Origin of the sequence: Streptomyces pallidus (ex Mingjun et al. 2026) (assembly GCF_051550185.1) — a bacterium.
GTDB lineage: Bacteria > Actinomycetota > Actinomycetes > Streptomycetales > Streptomycetaceae > Streptomyces.
Window position 1 is genome coordinate 1,212,020 of the sequence record NZ_CP196181.1, and the last position, 26,398, is coordinate 1,238,417.

Below are 26,398 nucleotides of genomic sequence, written 5' to 3' on the forward strand. Positions count from 1 at the left end.
TGAAAATTGGCATAGACCAATGGGCTGGTCAAGGCTCTTTCACCCGGGACTTGGCGGGGCACAGTTCGCGTAAGAGGACGTACTGGGGCACCGTAGAACACGACACAGCCCCCACTCTCGGGAGACCTCCATGTCCAACCACACCTACCGGGTGACCGAAATCGTCGGCACGTCCACCGAGGGCATCGATCAGGCCATCCGCAACGGGATCGGCCGGGCCAGCCAGACGCTGCGCAATCTGGACTGGTTCGAGGTCACCCAGGTGCGCGGCCACCTGGAGGAGGGCCGGATCGCGCACTACCAGGTGGGACTGAAGGTGGGCTTCCGGCTCGACGAGGAGGACTGACGCACGCAACGGCAGGGATCAGGTACGGCCCTCCGCCTCCTGTGCGGCGCGGAGCTCCGGCGCGTCCGCCGCCCAGGTCGCCGGCACCACCCGGAACCCCGCGGCGCGCGCCGCCCGGCACACCAGCTCGTCGTCGTCCACCAGCATCCGCACCTCGCGCCCGCGGGCGATCCGCTGGAGCACCTCCAGCTTCGCCGTGCGGGCGGGCCGGCGGTCGCCGTTCCGCCGCATCCACAGCCGACCCTCCGGGAGCCCGTGCCGGGCCAGCCACTCCACCGTGTCCGCCCGGCAGCGCTCCGGGCGGCCGGTCAGGTACACGACCTCGCAGTCGGCGGCGCGTTCCACCGCCAGAGCCACCCCGCGCGCGAGCGGGGGATCGGCCGGGGCCGCGGCGAAGAAGCCCTCCCAGTCCCGGGGACGGCGCTCCAGGAAGTGCTGGCGGTGGTCGGTGCCGGCCAGGGTGTTGTCTATGTCGAAGACGGCCAGCGGCGGACGATCGGTTCGCTCACTCATACGGGCCAGCCTAAGGAGTTGCGCGCCGCCGTCTGCCGCCGGAAAACCGGTACGCCGTGGGGTGCCGGCCGTGCGAGGCTGGCGGGCTGACGGACCGTCCCCCGCCCCGCCGCCGCATGCGGTCGGGCCCCCGCCACGGGAGCACCCTTGACACCACCCCGGCTGATCCCCCTCGTCGAGCAGTTCGACTTCGCGTACGAACGCCTCGCCGCACGCATGTCGGGACCCTTCATGGACAGCGGCGACGGAACGCAGACGCAGGTCGACGCCCCACTGACCGACGAGGAGTACCTCTGGGAGCCGGTGCCGGACTGCTGGTCCGTACGGCGCCGCACCGACGGGCCGGGACCGCGGGCGACCCTGCTGGCCGGCGCCGGCGACTGGGGGCGCGACGCGGCGGCCTACCCGCACCCCTGGCCGCCGCCGTTCACCACCCTGGCGTGGCGGCTGAGCCACCTCAGCGAGATGCTGGCCCTGCGCGCCGACCACACGGCCGGCACCCACGCCCTGACCCGGGACGACCATCCGGTCAGCGGGACCGCGGCGGAGGCGGTCGCCGCCTTCGAGGCCGGGGCAGCGGCCTGGCGGAAGGCGCTGCTGGGCCTCGACGACACCGCCCTCGACACCACCGGCTACTGCACCTACCCGCACGGCAGCGACCCGGAGGAGCCCCTCCTCGACATCGTGTGGTGGGTCAACCAGGAACTGCTGCACCACGGGGCCGAGATCGCGGTGCTGCGCGACCTGTACCGCTACCGCCCGGGCGGGAATCCCGGCGCGCGCGAAACGTTGGGACCTGTGTGATCCGCAGACTCTCCGTCCTCGACCGGTCCCGCACCCGCGAGGGCCACCCCGCGTCCCAGGCCCTGCGCGACACCGTCGAGCTCGCCCGGCAGGCGGAACGGCTCGGGTACCACCGGTTCTGGGTGTCCGAGCACCACAGCGTGCCCGGAGTCGCCGGCTCCGCGCCGACGGTCCTCGCCGCGGCCGTCGCCGGAGCGACCCGCCGCATCCGGGTCGGGACCGGCGGGGTGATGCTGCCCAACCACCGGCCGCTGGTCGTCGCCGAGCAGTTCGGGGTCCTGGAGTCCCTCTTCCCCGGCCGCATCGACATGGGGCTCGGCCGCTCCGTCGGCTTCACCGGCGGGATCCGCCGCGCCCTCGGCCGGGACACCGGCGACGCCGACCGGTTCGAGGAGCAGCTCGCCGAGCTGCTGGGCTGGTTCGACGGCACCCAGCGGGCCCACCCCGAGGTGCACGCCCACCCGGCCGAGGGGCTGGCCGTCCCGGCCTTCGTCCTGGCCACCGGCGAGGGCGCGGAGATCGCGGCCCGGGCGGGGCTGCCCCTGGTCGCGGGCGACCTGCGGCGCCGGGACCGGGTCGCCGAGATCGTCGAGCGGTACCGCGCCGGATTCCGGCCGTCCGCGCGGCACCCGGAGCCGTACGTCGTGGTGTCCGGGACGGTCGCCGTCGCCGCCACCGAGGAAGAGGCCCGCCGGATCCTGGTGCCGGAGGCCTGGTCGCTCGCCCGCTCGCGGACCCGGGGCAGCTTCCCACCGCTGCGCCCGGCGCAGGAGATCGAGGGTGTGGAGATGACCGTGAAGGAGCGGGAGCTGTACGAGGGCGCGCTCGCCGGGCACGTCCACGGCACCGAGGAGCAGGTGGCCGCCGAGCTGGCCGAGGTGTCCGCGCTGACCGGGGCGGACGAGCTGCTGGTGACCACCTCCACGTACGACCGCGGCGCCCTGCTGGACTCCTTCGGGCGGCTGGCCCGCCTGGCCGGGCTGGCCGGTCCCTGAACGGAGCCCCGTAAAGTGGGGCGAATGCACCAGACCGCCGAGCCCGCCGAGCCTCCCGCACCCGCCGAACGCCCGACCGCCCCGCCCCAGGGCCGTGATCCGTTCATCCGGGTGCGGGGTGCCCGCGAACACAACCTGCGCGGCGTCGACGTGGACATCCCCCGCGACGCCCTGACCGTCTTCACCGGGGTCTCCGGCTCCGGCAAGAGCTCGCTGGCCTTCGGCACGCTCTACGCCGAGGCCCAGCGCCGCTACTTCGAGTCGGTGGCCCCGTACGCCCGCCGTCTGATCCACCAGATCGGCGCGCCGAAGGTCGACTCGGTCACGGGGCTGCCGCCCGCGGTCTCCCTGGAACAGCGCCGCTCCTCCCCCGGCTCCCGGTCCTCGGTCGGCACGGTGACACTGCTGTCCAACTCCCTGCGCATGCTGTTCTCCCGGGCCGGCACCTACCCGGAGGGTGCGCCGCGGCTCGACTCCGACGCCTTCTCCCCCAACACGGCCGCCGGAGCCTGCCCTTCCTGCCACGGACTCGGCAGCATCCACAGGACCAGCGAGGAACTCCTCGTCCCCGACCCCGGGCTGTCGATCCGCCAAGGGGCCATCGCCGCCTGGCCCGGCGCCTGGCAGGGCAAGAACCTGAGGGACATCCTGGAGGTGCTCGGCCACGACGTGGACGCGCCGTGGCGGGAGCTGCCGGCGGCCGACCGGGAGTGGATCCTGTTCACCGAGGAGCAGCCGGTGGTGACCGTGCACCCGGTGCGGGACGCGGACCGGATCCAACGGCCCTACCAGGGCACGTACATGAGCGCCCACCGCTATGTGATGCGGACCTTCGCGGACAGCAAGAGCGCCACGCTCCGGGCCCGCGCCGAGCGGTTCCTGACCGACTCCCCCTGCCCGGGCTGCGAGGGGCGGCGGCTGCGGCCGGAGGCGCTGGCGGTGACCTTCGCGGGCCGGACGATCGCGGAGCTGGCGGCGCTGCCCCTGACCGCCCTGGACCGGGTGCTGGCGGAGGCCGCGCCCGCCGGGCCGGGCGGGGTCGGCGGGTCCGGCGGGTCCGGTGGTGGCAGCAGGGAGGCTGCGCGGGTGCTCGCCGAGCACCTCCGGTCCCGGATCGGGCCCGTCGTCGAGCTCGGGCTCGGCTACCTGAGCCTGGAGCGGACCGCGCCCACCCTGTCGGCGGGCGAGCTGCAGCGACTGCGGCTGGCGACGCAGCTGCGGTCGGGGCTGTTCGGCGTGGTGTACGTGCTCGACGAGCCGTCGGCGGGGCTGCATCCGGCCGACACCGAGGCGCTGCTCGGCGTACTGGACCGGCTCAGGGCGGCGGGGAACACGGTGTTCGTGGTGGAGCACCACCTGGACGTGGTGCGGCACGCGGACTGGCTGGTGGACGTGGGTCCGCGGGCCGGCGAGCACGGCGGGCGGGTGCTGCACAGCGGGCCGCCCCACGAGCTGGCCGCGGTGGCGGAGTCGGCGACGGCACGGTACCTGTTCGACGCTGGCGGGGCCGGCCCGGTACGGGAGGGGCGGGCGCTGCGGGCGGCGACCGGTGCCGTCCGACTGGAGGGCGTCGACCGGCACAACCTGCGTGACGTGGACGTGGAGTTCCCGCTCGGGGTGTTCACCGCGGTCACCGGGGTCTCCGGATCGGGCAAGTCGACGCTGGTGGGGCAGGTGCTCGCGCGGGAGGTCGGGGAGCGGCTCGCCGAGCCGGACTACCCGGTGCGGCGGCTGGTGGAGGTGGACCAGAAGCCGATCGGCCGCACGCCGCGGTCCAACCTGGCGACGTACACCGGACTGTTCGACGTCGTGCGCCGGCTGTTCACGGCCGCTCCGCAGGCGCGGGCGCGCGGCTGGAAGGCCGGCCGGTTCTCGTTCAACGTGGCGGGCGGCCGGTGCGAGACCTGCCAGGGCGAGGGCTTCGTCTCGGTGGAGCTGCTGTTCCTGCCCAGTACGTACGCCCCGTGTCCGGACTGCGGGGGCGCGCGGTACAACGCCGAGACCCTCCAGGTGCGGTACGAGGGACTGAACATCGCGGAGGTGCTGGCGCTGACCGTGGAGTCCGCGGCCGCGTTCTTCGCCGGGGTTCCGGCGGCGGCGCGGAGCCTGCGGGCGCTGGAGGAGATCGGGCTGGGCTACCTGCGGCTCGGGCAGCCGGCGACCGAGCTGTCGGGCGGAGAGGCCCAGCGGATCAAACTGGCGACGGAGCTGCAGCGGCAGCGCCGGGACCACACCCTGTACGTGCTGGACGAGCCGACGACCGGGCTGCACCCGGCCGATGTGCGGGTGCTGCTGCGGCAGTTGCACGGGCTGGTGGACGCCGGGCACTCGGTGGTGGTCGTGGAGCACGACATGGACGTGGTGGCGGGCGCGGACTGGGTGGTGGACCTGGGTCCCGGCGGCGGCGCGGACGGCGGCCGGATCGTGGCCGCGGGCACACCGCAGCAGGTGGCGCGGGCCGGACGGGGCCGCACGGCGGGCTACCTGGACCGGGCCCTGCGCACGGTGTGAGCAGGGCCGCGGCGCGCCGCCCGGTCAGCCGAGGGGCTGCCGGACCTCTGCCCGGACCTTGACGGTGGCTTCGGCGACCTTGTCGAGGTCCACCGCCCCCGGGGCCTGCTGTGCGGTCTCGGGGGTGACGAGGCCGACCGACGCGCTCGTGTTCTCGTCCGCCCAGGCGCACATCGGCAGGGTGGAGGTGGCTCCGTCCGCCTGGTACGTCAACACCTGGCAGCTCAACGTGATGCCGGAGCCGGCGGGTGTGATGTCCCGTGCGGGGACGGCCAGGGTCGCGCCTTGGGCGCCCGCGGCGCCGTGGAGCATCTTCCTGCGGGATTCCGCGGGGTCCTTGAACTGGCCGTAGATCCCCGAGAGGGCGAGGACGCCCGGGCGGCTCGGCGAGCCGGAGGTGTACTGGCCGACGGCGGCCCTGGGGTTGCGGATGTTGGAACTGTAGGTGTTCTTGAGGCCTTCCTCCCCCTTGGTCTGCGACAGGTCCTGGGCCAGTTCGTACGTGCCGCCCAGCAGGGTCTTCGGCACCGTGAGCCGGTACTCGGCCTTGGGGAACCCGACTCCGCTCGTTCTGGACGCGGCCTCGGCCGACGCCCTGATGAGGCCGACCCCTACGATCACGGCCACGACGATCCCGATCACCTTCCAGGGCTGCGACGTGCGCTGGGGCGGGCCGAACGGCGGCTGCCCCCACCCGGGGTGCCCGGGGTGGCCGGGGTGCGGCTGCGGCGGGTACTGCGGCTGGAAGGACTGTGGGGCGTAGTGCGGGCCGCCGTACGGGTTCGAGGACTGCGGCGGCCCGTAGGGGCCCGGGGACTGCGGGGGCGGCGGCATGCTCATGATCAAAAACCTACCTCACCCCTGCGCCAGCGGCCGCGGTTTCCGTCGGCCACGGATCGCTCCGATTGTCCTGAATTCGTGACAACGCACGCCGTGCGGGCGGTTGTAGCAGGTCAGGCGGTGGGGCGCACGCATAAGCCCCTGTCGTTCTTCTGCACAGGAGTAGGGATGAACCCGGCTTCCGGCCGATGGCGTCACCGAGTGACCGCCAAGGCAAGGAGCGGCGCTGGGGCCTGGCGGCCGCCGGCAGGAAGACTTGTTCACGGAACGGGGGAAGCATCGTGTCCGACTGGGACATCAAGCCGGATGGCGTGCGCGGGGTCCTGAGCAAGAGGAGGAGTTCACGTCGTACGGTGACGGCCTGGTGGGCGCCGCCACGTCGGTGGGCACGATGGACGGAGAACGACCTGAAGTTCCTCCCCGTCCGGGCAGGCAAGTCGATCACCGGAGCGCGCCTGTCGGTCACCGGAGCGCGCCTGGCCACCGAGGAGTACGTCAAGGGTGACCTGGAGATGGCGGCGAACAAGCGGAAGGAGTACTCCAAGGCTCCTACTGCGGAAGAGGTGAAGGGCCCCAAGAAGTGAGCGACCTGGCGAAGATACCGACCTTCACGGGCAACCTGGAGACGTTGGAGAAGCATGCCGGCCTCGCTGAAGACGAACGCCTCCAGCATCCGTGGTACCGGCAGGGACGTCCGCACCGCCTTCCAGGCCCTGGATCCGGTCTACGACGCCCCCGCGCAGGAGCAGTTGCTCGATTCGACGGTACCGGTACGAAACAAAGGGCCGTCCCGTAAATGATCTACGAGTCGTCTCGGGTGTGGTCGGCCGCAATGTGACCAGCTGATCTGCCCGGCGAGGGCAAGGTTGTGCATCCGTGCGATGCCGAGCATGGCGTGGTGGACGCCGTCCCCCTTCAAGCGGCAGTCACGAGGGATTTTCCAGGTCTTCCTGCGGGCGAAGACGTGCTCGAAGCGGACACGGACCTGTTTGTGGGACTTGTTGTGTTCCTCCTTCCAGTCCGGGAGTTCGCTCTGGTTGCGCTCGCGGCGGTGCGGGATGCCGGGCCGGCCTGGAACGGCTCGTGCGCCACCTACGCGGGGCCCCGCGACTCAGCCCCCGGTAGTGCTGTGACCGGGAAGGTGCACCGGGTCACAGCACTAGCTAGGCGTCGCCGGCCAGCAGGTGTTGCCCGACCTCGCGGAAGCTCCAGCGGCCCCGGCTTCGGGTGAACAGCCACACCAGGTCGTGGCGGTCGGGCCAGACGGCCGGGACGCCGAGCACCTGGTGCGCCCCGAGGGCGCGGATCAGGTGCGGGACGCCCTGGTGCTCCCAGCACACCAGCACCGGCTTCGGGGCCGCCAGTACGGCGCCCGCCAGGGCGGCTTCGGCGCCGACGGTGAACTCGGTGCGGATACGGGTGTGCAGGGCGGCGGCCAGCGGGGCGACGGTCTGGCGGCAGTGGGCCGCAGCCGCGGCCCCGCCGGCGGCGAAGACGGCGGCGGGGCGGGGCAGCAGGGCGCTGCGGGTCGGCGTGAACAGGCGGGGCAGTGCCTCGGCCCGACGCCGGCCGCGGGCGGCGAGGAAACCGGGGCTCTCGTGGCCGGCGCCGTCCTCGCCGGTGTCCCCGGCGTACGGCTCCTCCGCGTGCGGGATCACCATGACCAGCGCGTCCTCGGCCGCGGCTCCCCCGGGGCCCGGGGCCGGGGGGCGGGCCGGCTCCTCCGCGGAGCAGCCGGCCGTCGCGAGTGCGGTGAGGGCGGCGGCCAGGACCGTTCGGCGTCGCGGCCCGGACCAGCGGAGGGCTTCTGGCATGGCGCCACTGTTGCCCATGTGCCGGAGCGGTCGGGGGTGCGGCGCGTCGTGCCCGGGTACGAGCGCCCGGTCGGCCGAGCGGACAGCCGGTCGGGCGGGTGATCGGATCAGCCGATCGGATCAGCCGTCGGATCTCGGGAAGGAGGGGGTCAGCCCCGGGTCCTGCCGCCCTTGCCGAGGGCGCGCAGCCACTCCCGGTTCATGGCGGCGATGGACGGCAGCGGGATGCCCTTGGGGCAGGCCGTGGCGCATTCGCCGGTGAGGGTGCAGCCGCCGAAGCCCTCCTCGTCCATCGCGGCGACCATGTCCAGGACGCGGGTCTCCCGCTCGGGCGAGCCCTGCGGCAGCACGTTGAGGTGGTTGATCTTGGCGGAGGTGAACAGCATGGCGGATCCGTTGGGGCAGGCCGCCACGCACGCGCCGCAGCCTATGCACTCGGCGTTCTCGAACGCGTGGTCGGCGGCCTCCTTGGGTACGGCGGTGGCGTGCGCCTCGGGGGCCGAGCCGGTGGGGGCGGTGATGTAGCCGCCGGCCTGGATGATCCGGTCGAAGGCACTGCGGTCGACGACGAGGTCCTTGACCACCGGGAAGGCGGCGGCGCGCCAGGGTTCGACGTCGATGGTGTCGCCGTCGGTGAAGGACCGCATGTGCAGCTGGCAGGCGGTGGTGCGTTCGGGGCCGTGGGCGTCGCCGTTGATGACGAGGCTGCAGGCGCCGCAGATGCCCTCGCGGCAGTCGTGGTCGAAGGCGACCGGGTCCTCACCGCGGAGGATGAGGTCCTCGTTGAGGGTGTCGAGCATTTCCAGGAAGGACATGTCGCGGGAGACGCCGTCGACCTCGTAGGTGACCATGGCGCCGTGGGTGTCGGGGTTCTGCTGGCGCCAGACGCGCAGGTTGAGCCTCATGCGTAGCTCCGCTGGGTGGGGTGGACGTATTCGAAGAGGAGGTCTTCCTTGTGGAGGACGGGCGGGGCTCCGGTGCCGCGGAACTGCCAGGCGGCCGCGTAGCCGAACTCCTCGTCGCGGCGGGCGGCCTCGCCGTCCGGGGTCTGGGACTCCTCGCGGAAGTGGCCGCCGCAGGACTCGGAGCGGTGGAGGGCGTCGAGGCACATGAGCTCGGCGAGTTCGAGGTAGTCGACGATGCGGTTGGCCTTCTCCAGCGACTGGTTGAACTCCTCGCCGGTGCCGGGGACCTTGATGCGCCGCCAGAACTCCTCGCGGATCTGCGGGATCCGGTTGAGGGCCTTGCGCAGTCCGGCGTCGTTGCGGGCCATGCCGCAGTACTCCCACATGAGTTCGCCGATCTCGCGGTGGAAGGAGTCCGGTGTGCGGTCGCCGTCGACGGCGAGGAGTCGCTCCAGGCGGTCGCGGGTCTCGCGGACCGCGGCGGCGACCTCGGGGTGGTCGTCGTCGACGGGATCCTGGCGGGGGTGGCGGGCCAGGTAGTCGTTGATGGTGGAGGGGAGGACGAAGTAGCCGTCGCCGAGGCCCTGCATGAGGGCGGAGGCGCCCAGGCGGTTGGCCCCGTGGTCGGAGAAGTTGGCCTCGCCGATGGCGAAGAGGCCGGGGACGGTGGTCTGGAGGTCGTAGTCGACCCAGAGGCCGCCCATCGTGTAGTGCACGGCGGGGTAGATCCGCATCGGGACCTCGTACGGGTCCTCGGCGGTGATCCGCTCGTACATCTCGAAGAGGTTGCCGTACTTCTCTTCCACCTTGTCGCGGCCCATGCGGCGGATGGCGTCGGCGAAGTCCAGGTAGACGCCCTGGCCGCCCGGGCCGACGCCACGGCCCTCGTCGCAGACGTTCTTGGCGGCGCGGGAGGCGATGTCGCGGGGGACGAGGTTGCCGAAGGAGGGGTAGATCCGCTCCAGGTAGTAGTCGCGCTCCGCTTCGGGGATGTCGGCGGGCCGGCGGGTGTCACCCTTGGCCTTGGGGACCCAGATGCGGCCGTCGTTGCGCAGGGACTCGCTCATCAGGGTGAGCTTCGACTGGTGGTCGCCGGTGCGCGGGATGCAGGTCGGGTGGATCTGGGTGAAGCAGGGGTTGGCGAAGTACGCGCCGCGGCGGTGTGCCCGCCACACGGCGGTCGCGTTGGAGTTCATGGCGTTGGTGGAGAGGTAGAAGACGTTGCCGTAGCCGCCGGTGGCGAGGACGACGGCGTCCGCCCGGTACGTGGAGATCGCGCCGGTGACCAGGTCGCGGGCGACGATGCCGCGGGCCCGGCCGTCGACGACGAGCAGGTCGAGCATCTCGGTGCGGGCGTGCATCTCCACGTTGCCGGCGGCGATCTGCCGGGACAGCGCCTGGTAGGCGCCGAGGAGGAGCTGCTGGCCCGTCTGGCCGCGGGCGTAGAAGGTGCGGGAGACCTGGACGCCGCCGAAGGAGCGGGTGTCGAGGAGGCCGCCGTACTCGCGGGCGAAGGGCACGCCCTGCGCCACGCACTGGTCGATGATCTCCACGGATATCTGGGCGAGTCGGTGGACGTTCGATTCGCGGGCCCGGAAGTCGCCGCCCTTGACGGTGTCGTAGAACAGCCGCTGGATGGAGTCGCCGTCGTTGCGGTAGTTCTTGGCGGCGTTGATGCCGCCCTGGGCGGCGATGGAGTGGGCGCGGCGCGGGGAGTCGGAGTAGCAGAACTGGACGACGTGGTAGCCCTGTTCGGCGAGGGTGGCGCCGGCGGCGCCACCGGCCAGGCCGGTGCCGACGACGATGACGGTGTGCTTGCGGCGGTTGGCCGGGTTGACGAGCTTGGCCTCGAAGCGGCGGCGGTCCCAGCGCTCGGCGATGGGGCCGTCCGGGGCCGTGGTGTCGGCGAGGGGTTCGCCGGTGGTGTAGTGCGCGTAGTCGTTCACGGTCAGTTCACCACTCCGGTCATGACGGCGACGGGGACAGAGACGAACCCCGCGAAGAGGAGGAGGGCCAGGGCGTTGGCGAGGGCTTTCAGGGTCCGGTCGCGGCGGGCGCTGCCCGCGCCGAGGGTCTGGGCGGCGCTCCAGAAGCCGTGCCGGACGTGCAGGCCGAGGGCGGCCATCGCGGTGATGTAGATGACGTTGCCGTACCAGGTGGAGAAGGTGGCGAGGACGTTCTCGTACGGGTGGCCGGCCCAGGCGCGCTCGTTGACGGTGAGCGTGGTGAGGTCGAGCAGGTGCCAGACGATGAACAGGCCGAGGATGACGCCGCCCCAGCGCATGGTGCGGGTGGCGTAGCTCGCGCGGCGTCGCTTGTGGGCGTACCCGACCGGGCGTGCCTTGATGTCGCGGCGGCTGAGCTGGAAGGCGGAGACGGCGTGGGCGACGACGGCGGCGAGCAGTACGACGCGGGCGGCCCACAGGCCCCAGTGGCTGTGCAGGAAGGGCTCGCCCATGTGGCGCAGCCAGTGGGCGTAGCCGTTGAAGTCGTCCGCCCCGAAGAAGATCTTGAGGTTGCCCATCATGTGGACGACCAGGTAGCCGAGCATGATCAGGCCGGAGACCGCCATGACGGCCTTCTTGCCGACGGTGGATTCCCAGAGCGTGCGCGTGGTGGACGGCCGTCGGCCCGTCCGCGTTGCCAGAGCCATGGAACAAGACGGTACGGACGGGCATCCCGAGAGGTCCAAGACATGATGATGCTGATACCGATAGTCCTGTCCTATGGGAGCGGTTAGCATGGGGGGATGCAGTTCCAGCAGCTGGTGTACTTCGTGGCGGTCGCCGAGACCAGGCACTTCACACGGGCGGCGGAGCGGGTGCACGTGGCCCAGCCGTCGCTCTCCCAGCAGATCAAGGCGCTCGAGCGCGAGCTGGGGGCGGAGCTGTTCAGCCGGGCGCGGGGCAACATCGCGCTGACCGACGCGGGCGAGGCGCTGCTGCCGTTGGCGCGGCGGATCCTGGCGGACGCGGACACGGCGCGGCTGGAGGTGCAGGAGCTGGCGCAGCTGCGGCGCGGGCGGGTCCGGCTGGGGGCCACGCCGAGCGTGTGCACCGGCCTGCTCCCGGACGTCCTGCGCGCCTTCCACACGGAGCATCCGGGGATCGAGCTGCTGATCGAGGAGAGCGGCTCGCTGGATCTGGTCCGCGAGCTTGCGCGCGGGGCCCTGGACCTGGCGCTGATCGCGCTGCCGCTGCCTCCCTCGGCGCCCGCGCTGGACACGGTGGAGCTGCTCACGGAGGACCTGGTGGTGGTCTCCTCGGCGCAGTTGCCGCCTCCGGGGGGCGGCGGTCCGCTGACCGTGTCGGGTCTGCGGGACGAGCCGATGGTGATGTTCCGCCACGGCTACGATCTGCGGGACCTGACGGTGGCGGCCTGCCGGGCGGAGGGGTTCGAGCCGGTGTTCACGGTGGAGGGCGGCGAGATGGACGCCGTGCTGGGCTTCGTCCGCGCGGGTCTCGGGGTCGCGGTGGTCCCGGCGATGGTCGTCGGCCACGCGGGGCCGGGCCTGCGCCGCACTCCGCTGGAGGGTACTCCGCTGCGCCGCACGATCGCGCTGGCCCACCGCACGGACGTCGCACCGCCGCGGGCGGCCCGCGAGCTGAAGCGCATGCTGCTCGGCGGTTGACCCGCGGGCCGGCGGCGCGGCCCGGGGCGGGCGGCCCTCAGGGGCGGGGTATGGGCAACTCCTTGTCGAGCCCGCCGGCCAGCATGCCGAACGCGAGGTCGGCGTCGGCGACCGCCGCGGGGTGGGCCTCGTCGGCGGTCGTTCCGCCGGCGATCCGCTGCCAGTTCTCCCGGGCCAGCTCGTGCCGGACCGTCACCAGGTGCGCCGCCGCCAGACGCGCCGGGAGCGGCGGGACCGATTCCGACTCCAGTACGGCGGCGAGCAGTTCGACCTCGCGGGCCGTGTAGTGGACCAGCCGGGATTCCAGGCTGGCGGTGCCGAAGAGGAGTTGCTGGAAGGCGAGCACCTCGGGGTGGTCACACAGGCCGGTGATGGGGTCGCGCTCGGCGAGGGCTGTCAGGAAGTGCTCGTGCACCGCGGCGACCGGGGTCCGACCGGCGGGCCGGTCGCGGACGATGCGGGCCGCCTCGTCCTGGTGGTCGGCGAACCGGTCGAGGACCAGGTCCTCCTTGCTCGGGAAGTACCGGAACAGGGTGGGCTTGGAGACCTCGGCCTTCGCGGCGACGTCCGCCACCGACACCGCGTCGAAACCCCGCTCCAGGAACAGCTCCAGTGCGGTGGCCGCCAGCAGGCGGCGCGTGCGGAGCTTCTTGCTCTCGCGCAGACCCTTCGTGCTCTCCATGGACAGAACCTACCACATCTTCGTGACCGAGTAAATTTCGTAACCGGGTTGCTTTTTTCTGTGGGGACCGCTTTCCTTGAGGCAACGACGAGGAGAGGACATCCGATGACCGACGTACTCATCGCGGGCTCCGGCCCGACGGGACTGACGCTGGCGTGCGACCTGGCCCGCCGCGGCCTGGGCGTGCGGGTGGTGGAGCAGCGCGCGGAACCGCACCGCGAATCGCGCGGCAAGGGCCTGCAGCGCGAGAGCCTCGACGTCTTCGCCGAACTCGGCGTGGGCGGGCGCATGGCCGCCCACGGCCGGAAGGGGCTGGTGCTGCGCAAGTACTTCGACGGCGCCCCCGTGCGCGACACCCCCACCGCCGGCGACGGTCTGCTCATCGGCCAGTGGCAGGTCGAACAGGTGCTGCGCGACCGGCTCGCCGAATGCGGCGTGCACGTCGAGTACGGCGCCCGGCTCGTCGCCGTCCGACAGGACGGGACGGGCGTGGACGCCGAGCTGGCGGACGGCACGGTGGTCCGGGCGGCGTACCTCGCCGGCTGCGACGGCGGGGGCAGCACCACGCGCAAGCTCCTCGGGATCCCCTTCGAGGGGCACACCGCGCAGGAGGAGGAGATGGTGCTCGGGGACGTGCGGGCGCCCGGGCTCAGCCGGGAGTTCTGGCACCAGTGGTTCACCTCGGACGGGGGCGGGATCCTGCTCTGCCCGATGCCGGGGACGGACACCTTCCAGCTGCAGGCCTCGCCGGAGCGGGACGCGGAGGGCAGGCAGCTGCCGCCGTCGCTGGAAGGCTTCCAGCGGCTCTTCGACCGGCACGCCCGGATGCCGGGCATCCGGCTGGCGGACCCCACGTGGCTGTCGTCCTGGCGGGTCAACGTGCGCATGGCCGCCCGGATGCGCGAGGGCCGGGTCTTCCTCGCGGGCGACGCGGCCCACGTCCACCCGATAGCCGGCGGGTTCGGCATGAACACCGGCATCCAGGACGCGGCCGCCCTCGCCCGGACCCTGGCCACGGCCCTCACCGGGGCCGCCGGGCCGGACGTGCTCGATGCATACGAAGCGGAGCGGCTGCCGGTCGCGGCCGAGGTGCTGGCCGACACCACCCGGCGGTACGAGCGGGTGGTCGAAGCGGTGCGCACCCCCGGCAACGGGACCGAGGTCGGGGCCGCGTAACGCCGCGGGGCTGCCCGCCCGGCCGGGCGCGGGGTCAGGAGGGGGCGGGGACCGCGTCGGAGAGGGAGAGCGCGTGGATGCGGTCGGGGGCGCCGGGGCGGGCGTAGTACCAGCCCTGAGCGGTGTCGCAGCCGAGTGCCCGCAGCTGGGCCGCCTGGGCGCCGGTTTCCACCCCCTCGACGGTGACGGCGAGTTCGAGGCTGTGCGCCAGCGCGACGATGCCCTCCACGATCTTGACGTCGACCGGGTTGGCGGGCTGCTGCTGCATCCCCTTGGTGAAGGAGCGGTCCAGCTTCAGCACGCTGACCGGCAGGCGGCGCAGGTTCGCCAGGTTCGAGTAGCCGGTGCCGAAGTCGTCCAGAGCGATGTCGACGCCGAGCTCGGCGAGCCGGTGCAGCGGTTCCAGCAGCTCGTCGTCAGCGCCGATCAGGGCCGACTCGGTGACCTCCAGGCACAGGGCGCCGGGGGCGAGGCCCGCGCTCTCCAGCACCGCGACGGTGTCCGCGACCAGCCCGGGGTGCTGGAGCTGGGTCGGCGACAGGTTGACGTTGACGCGCAGCGGCGAGCCGCCGTGCTCGCGCTGCCAGGTGCGCGCCTGGCGGACGGACTCCTCCAGGACCCAGCGGCCGAGCGGCACGATCAGCCCGGTGCGTTCGGCGAGCGGGATGAACCGGTCCGGGCCGAGGACCCCGTACTGCGGGTGCTCCCAGCGCACCAGCGCCTCGGCGCCGCGCACGCTGCCGTCGAGCATGTGGACCAGCGGCTGGTACTCGATGAAGAACTCGCCGCGTTCCAGCGCCGCGGGCAGCGCGTTGGTCAGGCCGTGCCGGGTGATGGCGCGGGCGTCGGCCTCGGCGTCGGCGAACTCGAAGCGGCTGCCGCCGGCCGCCTTCGCCCGGTACATGGTGATGTCGGCGCTGCGCAGCACCTCGGCCGGGGTGCGCTCCCCCGCGGGGCCCTCCACGATGCCGATGCTGCCGCGCACCGACAGCTCCCGGCCCTCGATGCGGATCGGCGCCGAGAGGGCGGACAGGATGCGGACGGCGAGCTCGGTCACCTTCTCCTCGGTGTCCGGGCCGGTGGTCAGGGCGACGAACTCGTCGCCGCCGAGCCGGGCGACGACCTCGCTCTGGCCGGTGACGCAGCTCTGCAGCCGGTCCGCGACCTCCACGAGCAGCCGGTCGCCGGCCGAGTGGCCGAGGCTGTCGTTGACCGCCTTGAACCCGTCGAGGTCGAGGTAGCACAGCCCGAAGCGGCTGCCGCCGACGCCGCTCAGGGCCTTCTCCAGCCGCTCGAAGAACAGGGTCCGGTTGGGCAGGCCGGTCAGCGCGTCGTGGGTGGCCTCGTAGCGCAGCCTCAGGTTCAGCAGCCGGCGCTCGGTGGTGTCCTCCATCAGCGCCAGCTGGTACTGCGGGGTGCCGTCGGCGTCGCGCAGCAGCGACACCGTCAGGTTGGTCCACAGGACGGTTCCGTCGTGCCGGTAGTACGGCTTCTCCACGCGGTAGCTCTCGCGTTCGCCGCGCACGAGCTCGCCGTACATGCGCCACACCTGCGGGGCGTCGTCGGGGTGCCCCCACTCGCTGACGTTGCGGCCTCGGACGTGCCCGCCCATGCCGCCGAACATCTGCAGCAGCGCGTCGTTCACCTCCAGGACGTTGCCCTCGAGGTCGGCGATGCCGATGCCGACGGCCGCGCCCTCGAAGACCGCCCGGAAGCGTTCCTCGCTCGCGTGCAGGGCCTGCTGGGCGTCGACGCGGGCGGTCAGCGCCGAGCGGGCGATGGCCTCCTGCTCCTTGAGGGTGCGCTCGCGCAGGGCCCGGGCGAAGCCCGCCGCGATCTGGTGCTGGAGCCGGGCGCACCGGGAGCGGTACTCCTCGGCGCCCTCCACGCCGATACCGTCGGGGCCGCAGTAGAGCACGAGGTACGACTCGACCACGCCGAGCGTGCCGGCCAGCGCCTCCGGGTCGGTGCAGTGCACGGCGACGAGCTCGGCGCCGACCCGCTGGGCGGCGGCCGCGTCGAAGGGCCGGGCGTGCAGGGCCTCGGCGAGCGTGCGGGTGAGCGGCACCAGGTGCTGCTCGAACTCGACGCGGGTCAGCGAGGTCGCCGTGAACGGGAAGATGGCTCGGCCCCAGATGGTGGCGAAGCGCCCGATCCGGTCCTCCAGCCCGCTGCGCAGCGCGGCGGGGCCCGCCGGGGTCGCCGACGGGCCGGCGGGCGGGGCCTGGAGGGACTCGCCCTGCGCGGGGTGCGCGCTCTTCGGGGTCGGTGTGCCGGGAGGCACCGCTGCCGGGGATCTCACGCCTTGCGTCCCACTCCGGCGAAGCCCGCGAAGGCGTACGGGTCCTCCGGCATCTCGCCGTCCTGCGGGGCGGCGAGGCCTTCGGGCTGCCAGTTCGGCATGGACACGAGCCCGGGGTCGACGAGTTCGAACCCGTCGAAGAAGCGGACCACCTGCTCGCGGGTGCGCATCACGAGGGGACTGCGGATGTCCCGGTAGACGTCGACCATCCCGCCTGCGACCTCCTCGGACAGCGGCAGGCCTTCATAGGAGGCGTGCGTGAGGACGAGCAGACTACCGGAGGGCAGGGCGTCGCGGAGCTCGGCGACGGCTGCGTACGGGGCGTCCGCGTCCTCCACGAAGTGCAGCACGGCGACCAGGAGCAGGGCGACCGGGCGCTCGAGGTCCAGCAGCCGGGCGACCTCGGAGGAGCCCAGGACGTCCTGCGGCTTGCGCAGGTCGGCGGTGACGACCCCGGCGCGGTCGCTGCCGGCGAGCACGGCCCTGCTGTGCGCGACGGCCACCGGGTCGTGGTCCACGTACACGACGCGGGCCTCGGGACTGGCCTCCTGGGCGACCTCGTGGACGTTACCGAAGGTGGGGATTCCGGAGCCTATGTCGAGGAACTGGGTGACGCCCTGGTCGACGGCGTAGCGGACGGCGCGGCGCATGAAGGCCCGGTTCGCCTGCATGATCTTGGGCAGGCCCGGGGTGAATTCCATGGCGCGGCGGGCGGCCTGGCGGTCGACCTCGAAATTGTGCGAGCCGCCCAGGTAGTAATCGTAGATCCGGGACACGCTCGGCACCGATATGTCGATCCCTGGCGGGGCCCAGGCGGGGCGCTCCATCGCGGTCTCCAAGCCGTAGTCCGTGGCGGTCGTCCGGGGTAGGACACCTGTCCGAGCCGAATGTACTGATCATTGCCCAAGGGAGCGAGCAAAAGCGGAAATTGGTGATCCGTTCTTCATCACACACCAAAGACCTCGGCGGCCACCGCCGCCACGAATGACCGAAACCGACAAGTCTCTTATGCCGAGCAACAAGGTCGCGACCGAGTCACACCGTTTCATGGCTCAAACCTCTACGGTCCGCGCGCCACCCGTTCGGACGAACCCGGGCCCGTCCCCGCGTGCGCGGGCGCGCCCGAGCCCATGATCCCGGCGTGAACAGAGCCTCTGCCAGGCACCTGATGGTGGCCCCGGTCCTGCTGTGGGCGGCATTGTCCGCCACCCCGGCCATGGCCGATAGCTGCGCATACGCGACGATCCGGTCCGGTGGGGGCTCGGCGGCCGTCACGGCGGTCGCGGTCGCCGGCAGCGGGGCCGTGGCCGTGGTCCGGGGTGGCGCACATCACGCCGACGGTCCGTCAGACGGCCGCGGGACCGGCCGGGGAAGCGGCCACGACGGCGGCCGCGGAAAGGGCCACGGCAAGGGCCGCGGAAAGGGCCACGGACACCACTGCCCGCCGCCGCCTCCCCCGCCCTGCCCGCCGAAGCCCACGCCCAAGCCGACCCCGCCGCCGGCCCCGAAACCCACGCCGAAGCCGACCCCGCCGCCCGAGCCGACACCCCCGCCCGTCCCGAAGCCCCTGCCCCCGCCGCCGCCCGAGCCCGCTCCCCCGGCCCCGCCGAAGCCACAGCCGAAGCCGGCTCCCGCGAAGCACTACGCGGCCCCGGTCGCGCCCCCGCCACCCCCGTCCCCGCCGGCACCGCCACCGCCCGCGAAGAAGGCCGTGGCCAGGCCGGTCTACCGGGCGCCGGCCCGCAAGCCGGTCGAGCACCACGTCTCACCGGTCACCTTCACGCTCATGACCGCGGCCCCCGCGGTGCTCGCGATGGCCGCACTGCGCCCGCGCTAGGCCCCGACCCCGGCCCCGTCCACCCGCGCCCCCTTGGGAGTCGTCTTGTCGGAATGGCTCGTCCTGACCATCGCGATGGCCGCGGCCTGTGCCGTGGTGCTGGCCATCGTCTTCATCAACCACCGGCGGATCGGCGACGACGACGATCCCAGCGAGACCCCGGACGTCATCGAGTACATGACGATGATGATCGGGGTGATCTACGCCATCGTGCTGGGCCTGGCCATCGCGGGCGTCTGGGAGGGCCGGGGGGCCGCCCAGGAGTACGTGCGCCAGGAGGCCCAGGCCCTGCACGAGATCAGCGTCCGCTCCGAGGTCTACCCGACCGAGGTGCGCAAGAAGATCCGGGCCGACGTCGACGCGTACGTGTCCCACGTCGTGGACACCGAGTGGAAGCAGATGGCAGAGCAGGGCACCCTCACCGACCGCGGCGGGGAGCTGCTGGAACGCATCCGCCGGGACGTGACCGACTACGAGCCCCAGACCGACCACGAGGGGCAGGCCTACCAGCCGCTGGTGGACCAGGTGGCGCTGGTGGACGACGCCCGCAGCTCCCGGGCCGGGAGCGCGGGGGCGACCATGCCGGGGGTGGTGTGGTTCGGCCTGATCACCGGGGCGCTGGTGACCGTGGGCCTGGTCTTCACCCTGCAGATCCGGCGCTCGTTCCGGGAGTTGCTGCTGGCGGGCCTGTTCAGTGCGCTGATCGCGTTCCTGCTGTTCCTCATCTGGGACTTCGACGCACCGTTCGGGCGCGGCATCGCGGCCACCGCGGAGCCGTTCCTCGCCCAGTTCCCGCACCTGGACCTGGGCGGCTGACCGGCGGCCGACCCGGGCGGCGACGAGGCGGGCAGGGGAGTCAAACCGGGGAGGGGTCCTCCGTCCCCGGTTCGGCCCACCGATGTGCCCCGTTCGCCCGTCCCTGATCGCGGGCCACCCCGCCCGCGCCTAGCGTGTCGAGCGTCGAGGTGCATCCCCCTCCCCGTGCGGAAACGGTTCCGCGGCTGCTCCTCGGGATCCGGAGGACCATTCATGGGTGCGATACGTACCTCCGCCACTGCCCTGGTCGGCACCGGCGCCGCGGCCGCCCTGATCGCGTTCGGCGTCCTCGGCCCGCCCGGTGCGGGGGCGGCCGGGGCCCAGCCGATCACCTCGTTCGGCTTCGCCGTCACCCCCTCCACGGTCGCCCCGGGCGGCCAGGTGACGCTCTCCCTCAGCGGCTGCAACGCCGCCCACGCCACCGTCTCCTCCGGGGTCTTCGACACCGTGACCATCGAACGCGGCAGGACCGCCCGGGTCACGGTGGACCGCGACGCCCGCCGCGGGGCCGTGTACTCGGTGACCTTCACGTGCAACGGCGAGAACGGCTCGACCGACCTCACCATCACCGGCGGCAGCACCCGTCCCACCACGAGTTCCACGTTCGGGGCCCCGGCCGTCGCCGTGCCCCCTCCTGCGCCGCGCCCCCCGCGCGGGGTCCGGGGCGGGCTGGGCGGCAGCGTCGCCGGAATGGACCCCTGGGCGGTCGGCGCGGGCGCGGCCCTCTTCCTCGCCGCCGCGGCCGGCACCGGGTACGCGGTCCGGCGCCGCGCGGGCGCGCGCGGACACTGACGCCGTGCGCGTCGACGCCGTGCGCGCCGCCGGAGCGCCGACCGGCAACCGCCGACCGCCGGCGGCCCGGGGTCCTGCGGGACCCGGGGCGACCGGCGGTGTCCGGGGCTACGACCGGGGAGGCCCGGCCGGTCGTCAGGCCCGGCTGCGGACGGGGCGGCGCCGGCGCAGCACGTGGGCGCCCGCTCCCAGGGCCGCGGCCCCCACGAGGCTCGACCCGATGGCGGTCTCGGCGGTGGACGGCCCGATGGAGCCGCCGAGACCACCCTCGGCGCCCCGGCCCTCGAGGATCGTGAAGCGGTGCGTGGCGACCAGGCTGTTGTCGTCGCACTTGACCGACAGCGTGTGGTTGCCGGGCGAGGCGTGGTTGAAGATCCGGACGGTGGCGAACCCGATGGGCCCGGCCGACAGCCGCTCCTGCTGAAAGTTGTTGGGCGACCAGACGGTGCCGCCGCGCAGGCAGCCGGCCGCGCTGACCCGCATCCTGGAGCCCTGGTGCACGGAGTACGGGTTGACCGTCACGTTGCTGGGCCCGTTGCCGCCGCCCCCCGGCGATCCGGCCGCGGGCGATCCGGCCGCTGGCTGACCGGCCGCGGGCACGCCGGCCGCCGGCTGACCGGCCGCAGGCACGCCGGCCGCCGGCTGACCGGCCGCAGGCACGCCGGCCGCCGGCTGACCGGCCGCGGGCGATCCGGCCGCTGGCTGACCGGCCGCGGGCACGCCGGCCGCCGGCTGACCGGCCGCCGCGGCGTCGTTCGCCGCGGCGAGGGGCGTACTGAGTCCGATGGTGGCGCTGGCCGCAGCGGCCACGGTGAGAGCGCGCAGAACACGCATGGTGGAACCTCCAGCGGAAAGCGCCCCGGAGCGGTCGCCCGGGATGATCGACGAGAACGCCTCCCAAGCACGACCCTCGGGCGGGCCCGCAACCAGCGCATGTCCGGCTTTGGGCCGCACGGTTGAGCGACACGCCGGGTGCTGCGCGCGTCGTCTGACGGATCCGCAGGTCACGACCCGTCAGCTGTTTATGTGACGAATACCTGGATGGGCGCACCCCGTAGGACTCCGCCACCCGTTCGCCGTTCAGCGATCGCCGTCTTGCGGAAACGGCCTTAGCGTGCGGGGGAAAGGGCGTACAGGGGTGGGACGCGAGCGCGGGTCGGGACCCCCGCGTCGGGAAGGGATTGCCATGACCGAGGACGAGAGCGAGCAGCCGCGCAGGAGATGGTCGCCTTGGGGCGTGCTGGCACTGGTCATGCTCAGCGGGCTCGCCATGATGCGCAACGGAGCGGACGTCGGGGACGGTCCGCCGCAGCCGACCGCCGCCGCGGCGGTGTCGGCGCCCGTGGGGCAGCCGCCGGTTGCGTCACCGGGTCCTGCGACCGCCTCGCAGGTGTTGGACCACTCGTCGGTGCAGCGCATCCGGATCCCGGCGATCCGGGTGGACGCTCCGGTGATGACGGTGGGCCTGGACGCACAGGGCTGGGTCGCCGCCCCGCCGCCCGAGGACCCGAACCTCGCGGGCTGGTACCTCAACGGCATCTCGCCGGGCCAGCTCGGGTCATCGGTGATCGTGGGCCACGTCGACAACGCGGCGGGGCCGGCGGTCTTCTACGGGCTCGGCTCGCTGCGCAAGGGCCACCGGATCGAGGTGGACCGTTACGACGGGCGCACGGCGGTGTTCGAGGTGTACGGCGTGGAGGTGTTCTCGAAGGACGCCTTCCCCGGATCGCGGGTGTACGGGGACACCGGCCGGCCGGAGCTGCGGGTGATCACCTGTGGCGGCGGCTACTCGAAGGCCCGGGGCTACGAGGGCAACGTCGTCGTCTTCGCCCGTATGGTGGAGGCCCGCTGAGCGCCCTTCCCGGCCTCCCACCGCTTCCGCCCGCCCCGCCCCGCCGTGGAGACGCCTCCTCAGCGGGGCGGCAGCGTGGGCAGCGTCATCCGGTAGCCGCGGGCGATCAGCTGGGGCAGGTAGGTGTCGAGGGCCCGGACGCTCTGCGTGCGGTCGCCGCCGGCGTCGTGGTTGAGCACGATCACGCCGGGGGCGGCGCCCTGCAGGACGTGCGAGACGACCACGGACGTGCCGGGATCCGTCCAGTCCATGCTGTCCACGGTCCAGGCGAGCGGTTCCATGCCCAGTTCGGCGCCGATCTCGAACGCGGCCCGGTTCCAGGCCCCGTAGGGCGCCCGGAACCAGACGGGCGCCTCCCCCACGGTCTTCGCGACGACCTCGCTGGTGGAGGCGATCTCGTCGGTGAGTCCGGGCCGGCTGAGCCGCGGGATGCGGGGGTGGGACCAGGTGTGGTTGCCGATGACGTGGCCCTCGTCGGCCATCCGGCGCAGCAGGTCGCGGTTCTCGTCGGCCCTCTCCCCGCAGACGAAGAAGAGGGCGGGGACGCGGTACCGGGCGAGGGTGTCGAGGATGGTCGGGGTGTAGCGGGGGTCTGGGCCGTCGTCGAAGCTGAGCACCATGGCGCTGGCGGTGCTGGCTGCGGGCGGGAGTTCGAGGATGGGCCGGGTGCGTACGACGGGCCTCGCCACCGGCGGGCGCAGCGGCCCCTCGGCGGTCATGGGGCTGAGCCGGTACGCGGTGCGGCCCGGGGTCTGCGGCCGCACGGCGCGGACCCCACCCGGTCCGGCGGCTCCGTCGGCGCCGGGCTGCCCGAGGGCGGTTCCGGCACCCGCGCCGGTGCCCGCAGCGGTGCCCGCCCCCGGCCCGCCTCCGCCCGCGGGGGGCCGGCGGCCGGGCAGCGCGTCCTCTCCGGCGGCGAGGAGTCCGGAGGCGGCGGCGATTCCGAGGAAGACGGCGGTGCGCAGGATCACGCGCCGCCCTACTGTCGGCTCGTCATTTTTCATTACTACTACGTACCAACGAGACCGCCGCGGATGTCGGGAGGCGCGGACGCGGCCGCTTCCGCTCACCCGTTCAGCCGCGCCGTACCAGCGGGAACGGCAGGGTCTCGCGGATCGTCAGGCCCGTGAGGAACATGACCAGCCGGTCGACGCCGATGCCCAGACCACCGGTCGGCGGCATCGCGTACTCCAGCGCGTCCAGGAAGTCGTCGTCGAGCTCCATCGCCTCCGGGTCGCCGCCCGCCGCCAGCAGCGACTGGGCGGTGAGCCGGCGCCGCTGCTCGACGGGGTCGGTGAGCTCCGAGTACGCGGTGCCCAGTTCGGTGCCGAAGGCCACCAGGTCCCAGCGCTCGGCGAGGCGCGGGTCGCGCCGGTGCTGCCGGGTGAGCGGGGAGACGTCGGTCGGGAAGTCCTTGTAGAAGGTGGGCAGCAGGGTCTTCTCCTCCACCAGCCGCTCGTACATCTCCAGCACCACGTCGCCGCGGGTGTCGTCGGGGGCGTGCGGCACCCCGGACCGGTCGCACAGCCGGCGCAGCGCGTGCTCCGGGGTGTCGGCGTCGACCTGTTCGCCGAGTGCCTCGCTGATCGCTCCGTACACCGTCTTGACCGGCCAGGGGCCGGAGATGTCGTGGACGACGAGCTTTCCGTCCGGGCCGGCCTTGTGGGCGACGGGCGCGCCGAACGCGGCCGTCGCGGCGCCCTGGATCAGTTCGCGGGTGAGGTCCAGCATCACGTCGTAGTCGGCGAAGGCCTGGTACGCCTCCAGCATCGTGAACTCGGGGTTGTGCTTGTAGGAGACGCCCTCGTTGCGGAAGGTGCGGCCCATCTCGAAGACCTTCTCCAGGCCGCCGACGCACAGCCGCTTGAGGTACAGCTCGGGCGCGATGCGCAGGTAGAGGTCGAGGTCGTAGGCGTTGATGTGGGTGCGGAACGGCCGGGCGTTGGCCCCGCCGTGGATCTGCTGGAGCATCGGGGTCTCGACCTCCAGGTAGCCGCGGTCCAGCAGCCCCTGGCGCAGTGCCTGGACGGCCGCCGAGCGGGCCCGTACGACGTCGCGGGCGTCGGGGCTGGCGACCAGGTCGAGGTAGCGGCGCCGGACGCGGGCCTCGGGGTCGGCGAGGCCCTTGCGCTTGTCGGGGAGCGGGCGCAGGCATTTGCCGGTGAGCAGCCAGGAGGAGACCACGAGGGAGGGCTCGCCGGTCCGGCTGGTGCCGACCTCGCCGGTGACGAGGACGTGGTCGCCGAAGTCGACCCGGGAGGCGAAGGAGTCCAGGACCTCGGGGCCGGCCTCGTCGCGGGTGAGCATCAGTTGGAGGTCCCCGGACCAGTCGCGCAGGACGGCGAAGACGACGCCGCCGAGGTCGCGTACGACCATCACCCGGCCGGCGAGGGTGGCCCGCTCACCGGTGCGGGTGCCGGGCGGGTGCCCGGGGTGGGCGGCCCGGAGGGCGGCGACGGTGTGGGTGCGCTGCGGGATGCCGACGGGATAGGGGTCGACTCCGGCGGCGCGCAGCCGCTCCAGCTTGTCGTGCCGGACGCGCACCTGTTCCGGGAGCCGCTCGGCGGGGACGGCCGGCGGCTCCTGCGACACGCCTTCCAGGCCGAGGGCGTCGAGCGGGGGCAGCCCTTCGGTGGTGGCGGGGGCGGTCAGGCCCCTGAGGTGTGCGTTGCCCCAGAGCTTGCGCAGACTGGGTACGGAGACGAAGCCCTCGGCGATGCCGGAGGCGAGGCTGACCCGGGCGAGCGAGCCGGCGTCCTGGTAGCAGAGGAACCGCGGGTACCACTCGGGGCCGTACTTCACGTTGGAGCGGTACAGGGCCTCCAGCTGCCACCAGCGGGAGAAGAACAGCAGGAGCCTGCGCCACAGCTTCAGCACCGGCCCCGCGCCGATCCGGGCGCCCTCCTCGAACGCGGACCGGAAGACGGCGAAGTTGAGGGAGATCCGGCGGACGCCGAGGCCGGGTGCGGCGGCGCACAGCTCGGCGACCATGAACTCCATGACGCCGTTGGGGGCGGTGCGGTCGCGGCGCATCAGGTCCAGGGAGATGCCGTCCGGGCCCCAGGGGACGAAGGACAGCAGGGCGATCAGCTCGCCCTCCCGGTCGAAGGCCTCGACGAGCAGGCAGTCACCGTCGGCGGGGTCGCCGAGCCGGTTCAGGGCCATGGAGAAGCCGCGCTCGGTCTCGGTGTCGCGCCAGGTGTCGGCGCGGTCGATGATCCGCTGCATCTCCTCCTCGGCGAGAGCGGAGTGCCGGCGGATCAGGGTGGTGGCTCCGGCCCGCCGGACGCGGCCCACGGCCTGGCGGGTGACGCGCATGTCACGGCCGTCGAGGTCGAAGTGGGCGACGTGGAGGATGGCCTCGTCACCCAGCTGGAGGGCGCCGAGCCCGGAGCGGGCGTACGCGGTGGCGCCCTCCTCGGAGGCGCCCATGACGGCGGGCTGCCAGCCGTAGCGGCGGGCGACGCCCAGCCAGGCGTCGACGGCGGGGCTCCAGGCGGTGGGGTCGCCCACGGGGTCGCCGCTGGCCAGGCAGACGCCCGCCTCGACGCGGTAGGTGACGCAGGCCCGGCCGTTGGGGGCGAAGACGACGGCCTTGTCCCGGCGGGTGGCGAAGTAGCCGAGGGAGTCGCTGCGCCCGTAGGCCCGCAGCAGGGCGCGGATGCGTGGCTCCTCGTCGCCGTGGAGGGCGGCGGTCAGGCGCTGGGAGCGGAAGAGGGCCGCGGCGGCGTTCAGCAGGGCGAGGGCGCCGAACAGGCCGAGGAGGAAGTACAGCGGGCGCGGCGGGTGGCCCTCGAACTGGCGGGCCGAGAACAGGCCGCCGAAGACCTGTTTGGCGGCCCAGTCCAGCCACTGGTCCGGCGGGAGGGTGCCGGGGAAGAGCGCGACCAGGCCCCAGCCGAGGAGGACGGCGGCGAGCAGGCCGAGGCCCAGGACGAGCAGGGCCCGCCAGAAGGCCCCGGGGCGGGAGGCGGCGTAGAACTCCCGGCGGGCGGCGATCAGGAGGACCAGCGCGGCGACGGCGATGACCAGGGAGGGGCCGCCGATCCAGAAGTCCCCTTGGACCATGATCAGCACGTCGACGAGGATCAGCAGGGCCAGGTAGGTGACGACGATCCACCAGGCGACCTTCTTGCGGGTGCCGAGCGCGGCGGCGAGCAGGAAGAGGAAGACGGCGTAGGCGAGGTTGGCGCTGACCGGCACCACGAAGGCGTCGAGGAACCAGACGACGTGCCGCAGGAGGTGGCGCAGTGTCGGGGAGAGCGCCAGGACGGCGCAGACCAGCCCGAGGACTCCGAAGAACGCGGCGTACGCGTCGGGCACCCGGCCCAGGAAGCGGTTCCGGGTGCCCCTGGTCCGTTCCAGGGTGGCACTCATGGTTCGCACTGTAGGGAGGGCGGCGAAGGTCCGCGCGCCGAGCGGCCTACCCCCGGGGGGCCGGCGGCAGGGACGACCGAGAGGTCGCGCAGGGGCTGGTCGCCGAGGTCCGGGAGGCGGCGGAGCGGCTCAAGGGGATCTACGACGTGCGTCGGGAGTTCCACACGTTCCGGGGCGCCCCTCCCCCGGCCACCGCTGGCAGGCG

At 73.2% G+C, this 26,398-nt stretch carries 24 protein-coding genes and 2 pseudogenes; 13 read left to right on the forward strand and 13 right to left on the reverse strand.

What is annotated here, in order from left to right:
* Positions 1-130 precede the first annotated feature (130 nt).
* Positions 131-346 carry a dodecin gene (locus ACSHWO_RS05135; RefSeq protein ID WP_438310215.1) on the forward strand — a complete coding sequence of 72 codons (216 nt, stop codon included), beginning with the start codon at positions 131-133 and terminating at the stop codon, positions 344-346.
* An 18-nt stretch (positions 347-364) separates the two neighbouring features.
* Here the strand turns inward: ACSHWO_RS05135 and ACSHWO_RS05140 are convergent, their stop codons facing one another.
* Positions 365-859 carry an LNS2 domain-containing protein gene (locus ACSHWO_RS05140; protein WP_438310216.1) on the reverse strand — a complete coding sequence of 165 codons (495 nt, stop codon included), beginning with the start codon at positions 857-859 and terminating at the stop codon, positions 365-367.
* Positions 860-1,006: 147 nt separating this feature from the next.
* Between ACSHWO_RS05140 and ACSHWO_RS05145 the strand changes: the two genes are divergently transcribed.
* The 3 genes from ACSHWO_RS05145 to ACSHWO_RS05155 are packed head-to-tail and all read left to right on the forward strand — an operon-like array spanning position 1,007 to position 5,169.
* The gene (locus tag ACSHWO_RS05145) at positions 1,007-1,663 is read left to right on the forward strand and encodes a DinB family protein (protein ID WP_438310217.1); all 657 of its coding nucleotides are present in this window, start codon (positions 1,007-1,009) and stop codon (positions 1,661-1,663) included.
* Positions 1,660-2,658 (forward strand): LLM class flavin-dependent oxidoreductase, encoded by a 999-nt coding sequence (locus tag ACSHWO_RS05150; RefSeq protein WP_438310218.1) that lies wholly within the window; start codon positions 1,660-1,662, stop codon positions 2,656-2,658. The genes ACSHWO_RS05145 and ACSHWO_RS05150 overlap by 4 nt, the downstream gene beginning before the upstream one ends.
* A 24-nt stretch (positions 2,659-2,682) precedes the next feature.
* Positions 2,683-5,169 carry an ABC transporter gene (locus ACSHWO_RS05155; RefSeq protein WP_438310219.1) on the forward strand — a complete coding sequence of 829 codons (2,487 nt, stop codon included), beginning with the start codon at positions 2,683-2,685 and terminating at the stop codon, positions 5,167-5,169.
* 24 nt (positions 5,170-5,193) lie between these two features.
* Here the strand turns inward: ACSHWO_RS05155 and ACSHWO_RS05160 are convergent, their stop codons facing one another.
* The gene (locus ACSHWO_RS05160) at positions 5,194-6,009 is read right to left on the reverse strand and encodes a hypothetical protein (RefSeq protein WP_385804668.1); all 816 of its coding nucleotides are present in this window, start codon (positions 6,007-6,009) and stop codon (positions 5,194-5,196) included.
* Between the two features lie 281 nt (positions 6,010-6,290).
* Between ACSHWO_RS05160 and ACSHWO_RS05165 the strand changes: the two genes are divergently transcribed.
* A complete protein-coding gene (locus ACSHWO_RS05165) occupies positions 6,291-6,593 on the forward strand; it encodes a DUF6507 family protein (protein ID WP_438310220.1) in 303 nt (100 codons plus the stop codon).
* A gap of 54 nt (positions 6,594-6,647) precedes the next feature.
* On the forward strand, positions 6,648-6,809 hold the full coding sequence (locus tag ACSHWO_RS05170; RefSeq protein WP_438310221.1) for a hypothetical protein: 162 nt from the start codon (positions 6,648-6,650) through the stop codon (positions 6,807-6,809).
* Here ACSHWO_RS05170 and ACSHWO_RS05175 read toward each other — a convergent pair.
* From ACSHWO_RS05175 to ACSHWO_RS05195, 5 genes and pseudogenes are all read right to left on the reverse strand, one after another.
* Positions 6,734-7,072 (reverse strand): annotated as a pseudogene (locus tag ACSHWO_RS05175) (hypothetical protein); the annotation flags it as partial. The gene ACSHWO_RS05170 and the pseudogene ACSHWO_RS05175 overlap by 76 nt on opposite strands.
* A 100-nt stretch (positions 7,073-7,172) precedes the next feature.
* Positions 7,173-7,823 carry a hypothetical protein gene (locus tag ACSHWO_RS05180; protein WP_385804672.1) on the reverse strand — a complete coding sequence of 217 codons (651 nt, stop codon included), beginning with the start codon at positions 7,821-7,823 and terminating at the stop codon, positions 7,173-7,175.
* Positions 7,824-7,972: 149 nt separating this feature from the next.
* Positions 7,973-8,728: a succinate dehydrogenase/fumarate reductase iron-sulfur subunit gene (locus ACSHWO_RS05185; protein WP_438310222.1), complete on the reverse strand. Its 756-nt coding sequence runs from the start codon at positions 8,726-8,728 to the stop codon at positions 7,973-7,975.
* Positions 8,725-10,674 (reverse strand): fumarate reductase/succinate dehydrogenase flavoprotein subunit, encoded by a 1,950-nt coding sequence (locus tag ACSHWO_RS05190; protein WP_438310223.1) that lies wholly within the window; start codon positions 10,672-10,674, stop codon positions 8,725-8,727. Before ACSHWO_RS05190 ends, ACSHWO_RS05185 begins: the two co-directional genes overlap by 4 nt.
* A 2-nt stretch (positions 10,675-10,676) precedes the next feature.
* Positions 10,677-11,381, reverse strand: a complete 705-nt coding sequence (locus tag ACSHWO_RS05195) for a succinate dehydrogenase (protein WP_438310224.1) — start codon at positions 11,379-11,381, stop codon at positions 10,677-10,679.
* Positions 11,382-11,477: 96 nt separating this feature from the next.
* On the opposite strand from ACSHWO_RS05195, the gene ACSHWO_RS05200 reads away from it, so the two are divergent.
* Entirely contained in the window at positions 11,478-12,359 is an 882-nt protein-coding gene (locus ACSHWO_RS05200; protein ID WP_438310225.1) for a LysR family transcriptional regulator, read from the forward strand.
* Between the two features lie 37 nt (positions 12,360-12,396).
* Here ACSHWO_RS05200 and ACSHWO_RS05205 read toward each other — a convergent pair whose 3' ends face one another.
* The gene (locus ACSHWO_RS05205) at positions 12,397-13,041 is read right to left on the reverse strand and encodes a TetR/AcrR family transcriptional regulator (protein WP_438310226.1); all 645 of its coding nucleotides are present in this window, start codon (positions 13,039-13,041) and stop codon (positions 12,397-12,399) included.
* Between the two features lie 105 nt (positions 13,042-13,146).
* Here ACSHWO_RS05205 and ACSHWO_RS05210 point away from each other — a divergent pair, with 105 nt between their 5' ends.
* Positions 13,147-14,217: an FAD-dependent monooxygenase gene (locus ACSHWO_RS05210; RefSeq protein ID WP_385804682.1), complete on the forward strand. Its 1,071-nt coding sequence runs from the start codon at positions 13,147-13,149 to the stop codon at positions 14,215-14,217.
* 34 nt (positions 14,218-14,251) lie between these two features.
* Here the strand turns inward: ACSHWO_RS05210 and ACSHWO_RS05215 are convergent, their stop codons facing one another.
* Both ACSHWO_RS05215 and ACSHWO_RS05220 read right to left on the reverse strand, forming a co-directional pair.
* Positions 14,252-16,396, reverse strand: a complete 2,145-nt coding sequence (locus ACSHWO_RS05215) for a putative bifunctional diguanylate cyclase/phosphodiesterase (protein WP_385804726.1) — start codon at positions 16,394-16,396, stop codon at positions 14,252-14,254.
* 119 nt (positions 16,397-16,515) lie between these two features.
* The gene (locus ACSHWO_RS05220) at positions 16,516-17,346 is read right to left on the reverse strand and encodes an SAM-dependent methyltransferase (RefSeq protein ID WP_361086038.1); all 831 of its coding nucleotides are present in this window, start codon (positions 17,344-17,346) and stop codon (positions 16,516-16,518) included.
* Between the two features lie 884 nt (positions 17,347-18,230).
* On the opposite strand from ACSHWO_RS05220, the gene ACSHWO_RS05225 reads away from it, so the two are divergent.
* From ACSHWO_RS05225 to ACSHWO_RS05235, 3 genes are all read left to right on the forward strand, one after another.
* Positions 18,231-18,356 carry a hypothetical protein gene (locus ACSHWO_RS05225; protein ID WP_361086041.1) on the forward strand — a complete coding sequence of 42 codons (126 nt, stop codon included), beginning with the start codon at positions 18,231-18,233 and terminating at the stop codon, positions 18,354-18,356.
* 45 nt (positions 18,357-18,401) lie between these two features.
* On the forward strand, positions 18,402-19,172 hold the full coding sequence (locus ACSHWO_RS05230; protein WP_438310227.1) for a DUF4239 domain-containing protein: 771 nt from the start codon (positions 18,402-18,404) through the stop codon (positions 19,170-19,172).
* A gap of 213 nt (positions 19,173-19,385) precedes the next feature.
* Complete coding sequence (locus ACSHWO_RS05235) at positions 19,386-19,964, forward strand: hypothetical protein (protein WP_438310228.1); 579 nt, start codon at positions 19,386-19,388, stop codon at positions 19,962-19,964.
* Between the two features lie 135 nt (positions 19,965-20,099).
* On the opposite strand, the gene ACSHWO_RS05240 is transcribed toward ACSHWO_RS05235, so the two are convergent.
* Positions 20,100-20,798, reverse strand: coding sequence for a hypothetical protein (locus tag ACSHWO_RS05240; protein ID WP_438310229.1), 699 nt, complete (start codon positions 20,796-20,798; stop codon positions 20,100-20,102).
* A gap of 352 nt (positions 20,799-21,150) precedes the next feature.
* Here ACSHWO_RS05240 and ACSHWO_RS05245 point away from each other — a divergent pair, with 352 nt between their 5' ends.
* The gene (locus tag ACSHWO_RS05245) at positions 21,151-21,816 is read left to right on the forward strand and encodes a class F sortase (RefSeq protein WP_385846226.1); all 666 of its coding nucleotides are present in this window, start codon (positions 21,151-21,153) and stop codon (positions 21,814-21,816) included.
* Positions 21,817-21,875: 59 nt separating this feature from the next.
* Here the strand turns inward: ACSHWO_RS05245 and ACSHWO_RS05250 are convergent, their stop codons facing one another.
* Positions 21,876-22,820 (reverse strand): polysaccharide deacetylase family protein, encoded by a 945-nt coding sequence (locus tag ACSHWO_RS05250; protein ID WP_438310230.1) that lies wholly within the window; start codon positions 22,818-22,820, stop codon positions 21,876-21,878.
* Between the two features lie 70 nt (positions 22,821-22,890).
* Entirely contained in the window at positions 22,891-26,193 is a 3,303-nt protein-coding gene (gene lysX, locus ACSHWO_RS05255; RefSeq protein WP_438310231.1) for a bifunctional lysylphosphatidylglycerol synthetase/lysine--tRNA ligase LysX, read from the reverse strand.
* Between the two features lie 80 nt (positions 26,194-26,273).
* On the opposite strand from lysX, the pseudogene ACSHWO_RS05260 reads away from it, so the two are divergent.
* A pseudogene (locus tag ACSHWO_RS05260) lies at positions 26,274-26,375 on the forward strand (universal stress protein); the annotation flags it as partial.
* Positions 26,376-26,398: the final 23 nt, after the last annotated feature.

What these genes read in the sequence shown, in the direction of transcription:
- ACSHWO_RS05250 (WP_438310230.1), bottom strand. Translation starts at nt 22,820, where the DNA reads ATGAAAAATGACGAGCCGACAGTAGGGCGGCGCGTGATCCTGCGCACC.
- ACSHWO_RS05210 (WP_385804682.1), top strand. Translation starts at nt 13,147, where the DNA reads ATGACCGACGTACTCATCGCGGGCTCCGGCCCGACGGGACTGACGCTG.
- ACSHWO_RS05140 (WP_438310216.1), bottom strand. Translation starts at nt 859, where the DNA reads ATGAGTGAGCGAACCGATCGTCCGCCGCTGGCCGTCTTCGACATAGAC.
- ACSHWO_RS05220 (WP_361086038.1), bottom strand. Translation starts at nt 17,346, where the DNA reads ATGGAGCGCCCCGCCTGGGCCCCGCCAGGGATCGACATATCGGTGCCG.
- ACSHWO_RS05200 (WP_438310225.1), top strand. Translation starts at nt 11,478, where the DNA reads ATGCAGTTCCAGCAGCTGGTGTACTTCGTGGCGGTCGCCGAGACCAGG.
- ACSHWO_RS05235 (WP_438310228.1), top strand. Translation starts at nt 19,386, where the DNA reads ATGGGTGCGATACGTACCTCCGCCACTGCCCTGGTCGGCACCGGCGCC.
- ACSHWO_RS05160 (WP_385804668.1), bottom strand. Translation starts at nt 6,009, where the DNA reads ATGAGCATGCCGCCGCCCCCGCAGTCCCCGGGCCCCTACGGGCCGCCG.
- ACSHWO_RS05195 (WP_438310224.1), bottom strand. Translation starts at nt 11,381, where the DNA reads ATGGCTCTGGCAACGCGGACGGGCCGACGGCCGTCCACCACGCGCACG.
- ACSHWO_RS05240 (WP_438310229.1), bottom strand. Translation starts at nt 20,798, where the DNA reads ATGCGTGTTCTGCGCGCTCTCACCGTGGCCGCTGCGGCCAGCGCCACC.
- ACSHWO_RS05245 (WP_385846226.1), top strand. Translation starts at nt 21,151, where the DNA reads ATGACCGAGGACGAGAGCGAGCAGCCGCGCAGGAGATGGTCGCCTTGG.
- ACSHWO_RS05135 (WP_438310215.1), top strand. Translation starts at nt 131, where the DNA reads ATGTCCAACCACACCTACCGGGTGACCGAAATCGTCGGCACGTCCACC.
- lysX (WP_438310231.1), bottom strand. Translation starts at nt 26,193, where the DNA reads ATGAGTGCCACCCTGGAACGGACCAGGGGCACCCGGAACCGCTTCCTG.
- ACSHWO_RS05185 (WP_438310222.1), bottom strand. Translation starts at nt 8,728, where the DNA reads ATGAGGCTCAACCTGCGCGTCTGGCGCCAGCAGAACCCCGACACCCAC.
- ACSHWO_RS05155 (WP_438310219.1), top strand. Translation starts at nt 2,683, where the DNA reads ATGCACCAGACCGCCGAGCCCGCCGAGCCTCCCGCACCCGCCGAACGC.
- ACSHWO_RS05170 (WP_438310221.1), top strand. Translation starts at nt 6,648, where the DNA reads ATGCCGGCCTCGCTGAAGACGAACGCCTCCAGCATCCGTGGTACCGGC.
- ACSHWO_RS05205 (WP_438310226.1), bottom strand. Translation starts at nt 13,041, where the DNA reads ATGGAGAGCACGAAGGGTCTGCGCGAGAGCAAGAAGCTCCGCACGCGC.
- ACSHWO_RS05180 (WP_385804672.1), bottom strand. Translation starts at nt 7,823, where the DNA reads ATGCCAGAAGCCCTCCGCTGGTCCGGGCCGCGACGCCGAACGGTCCTG.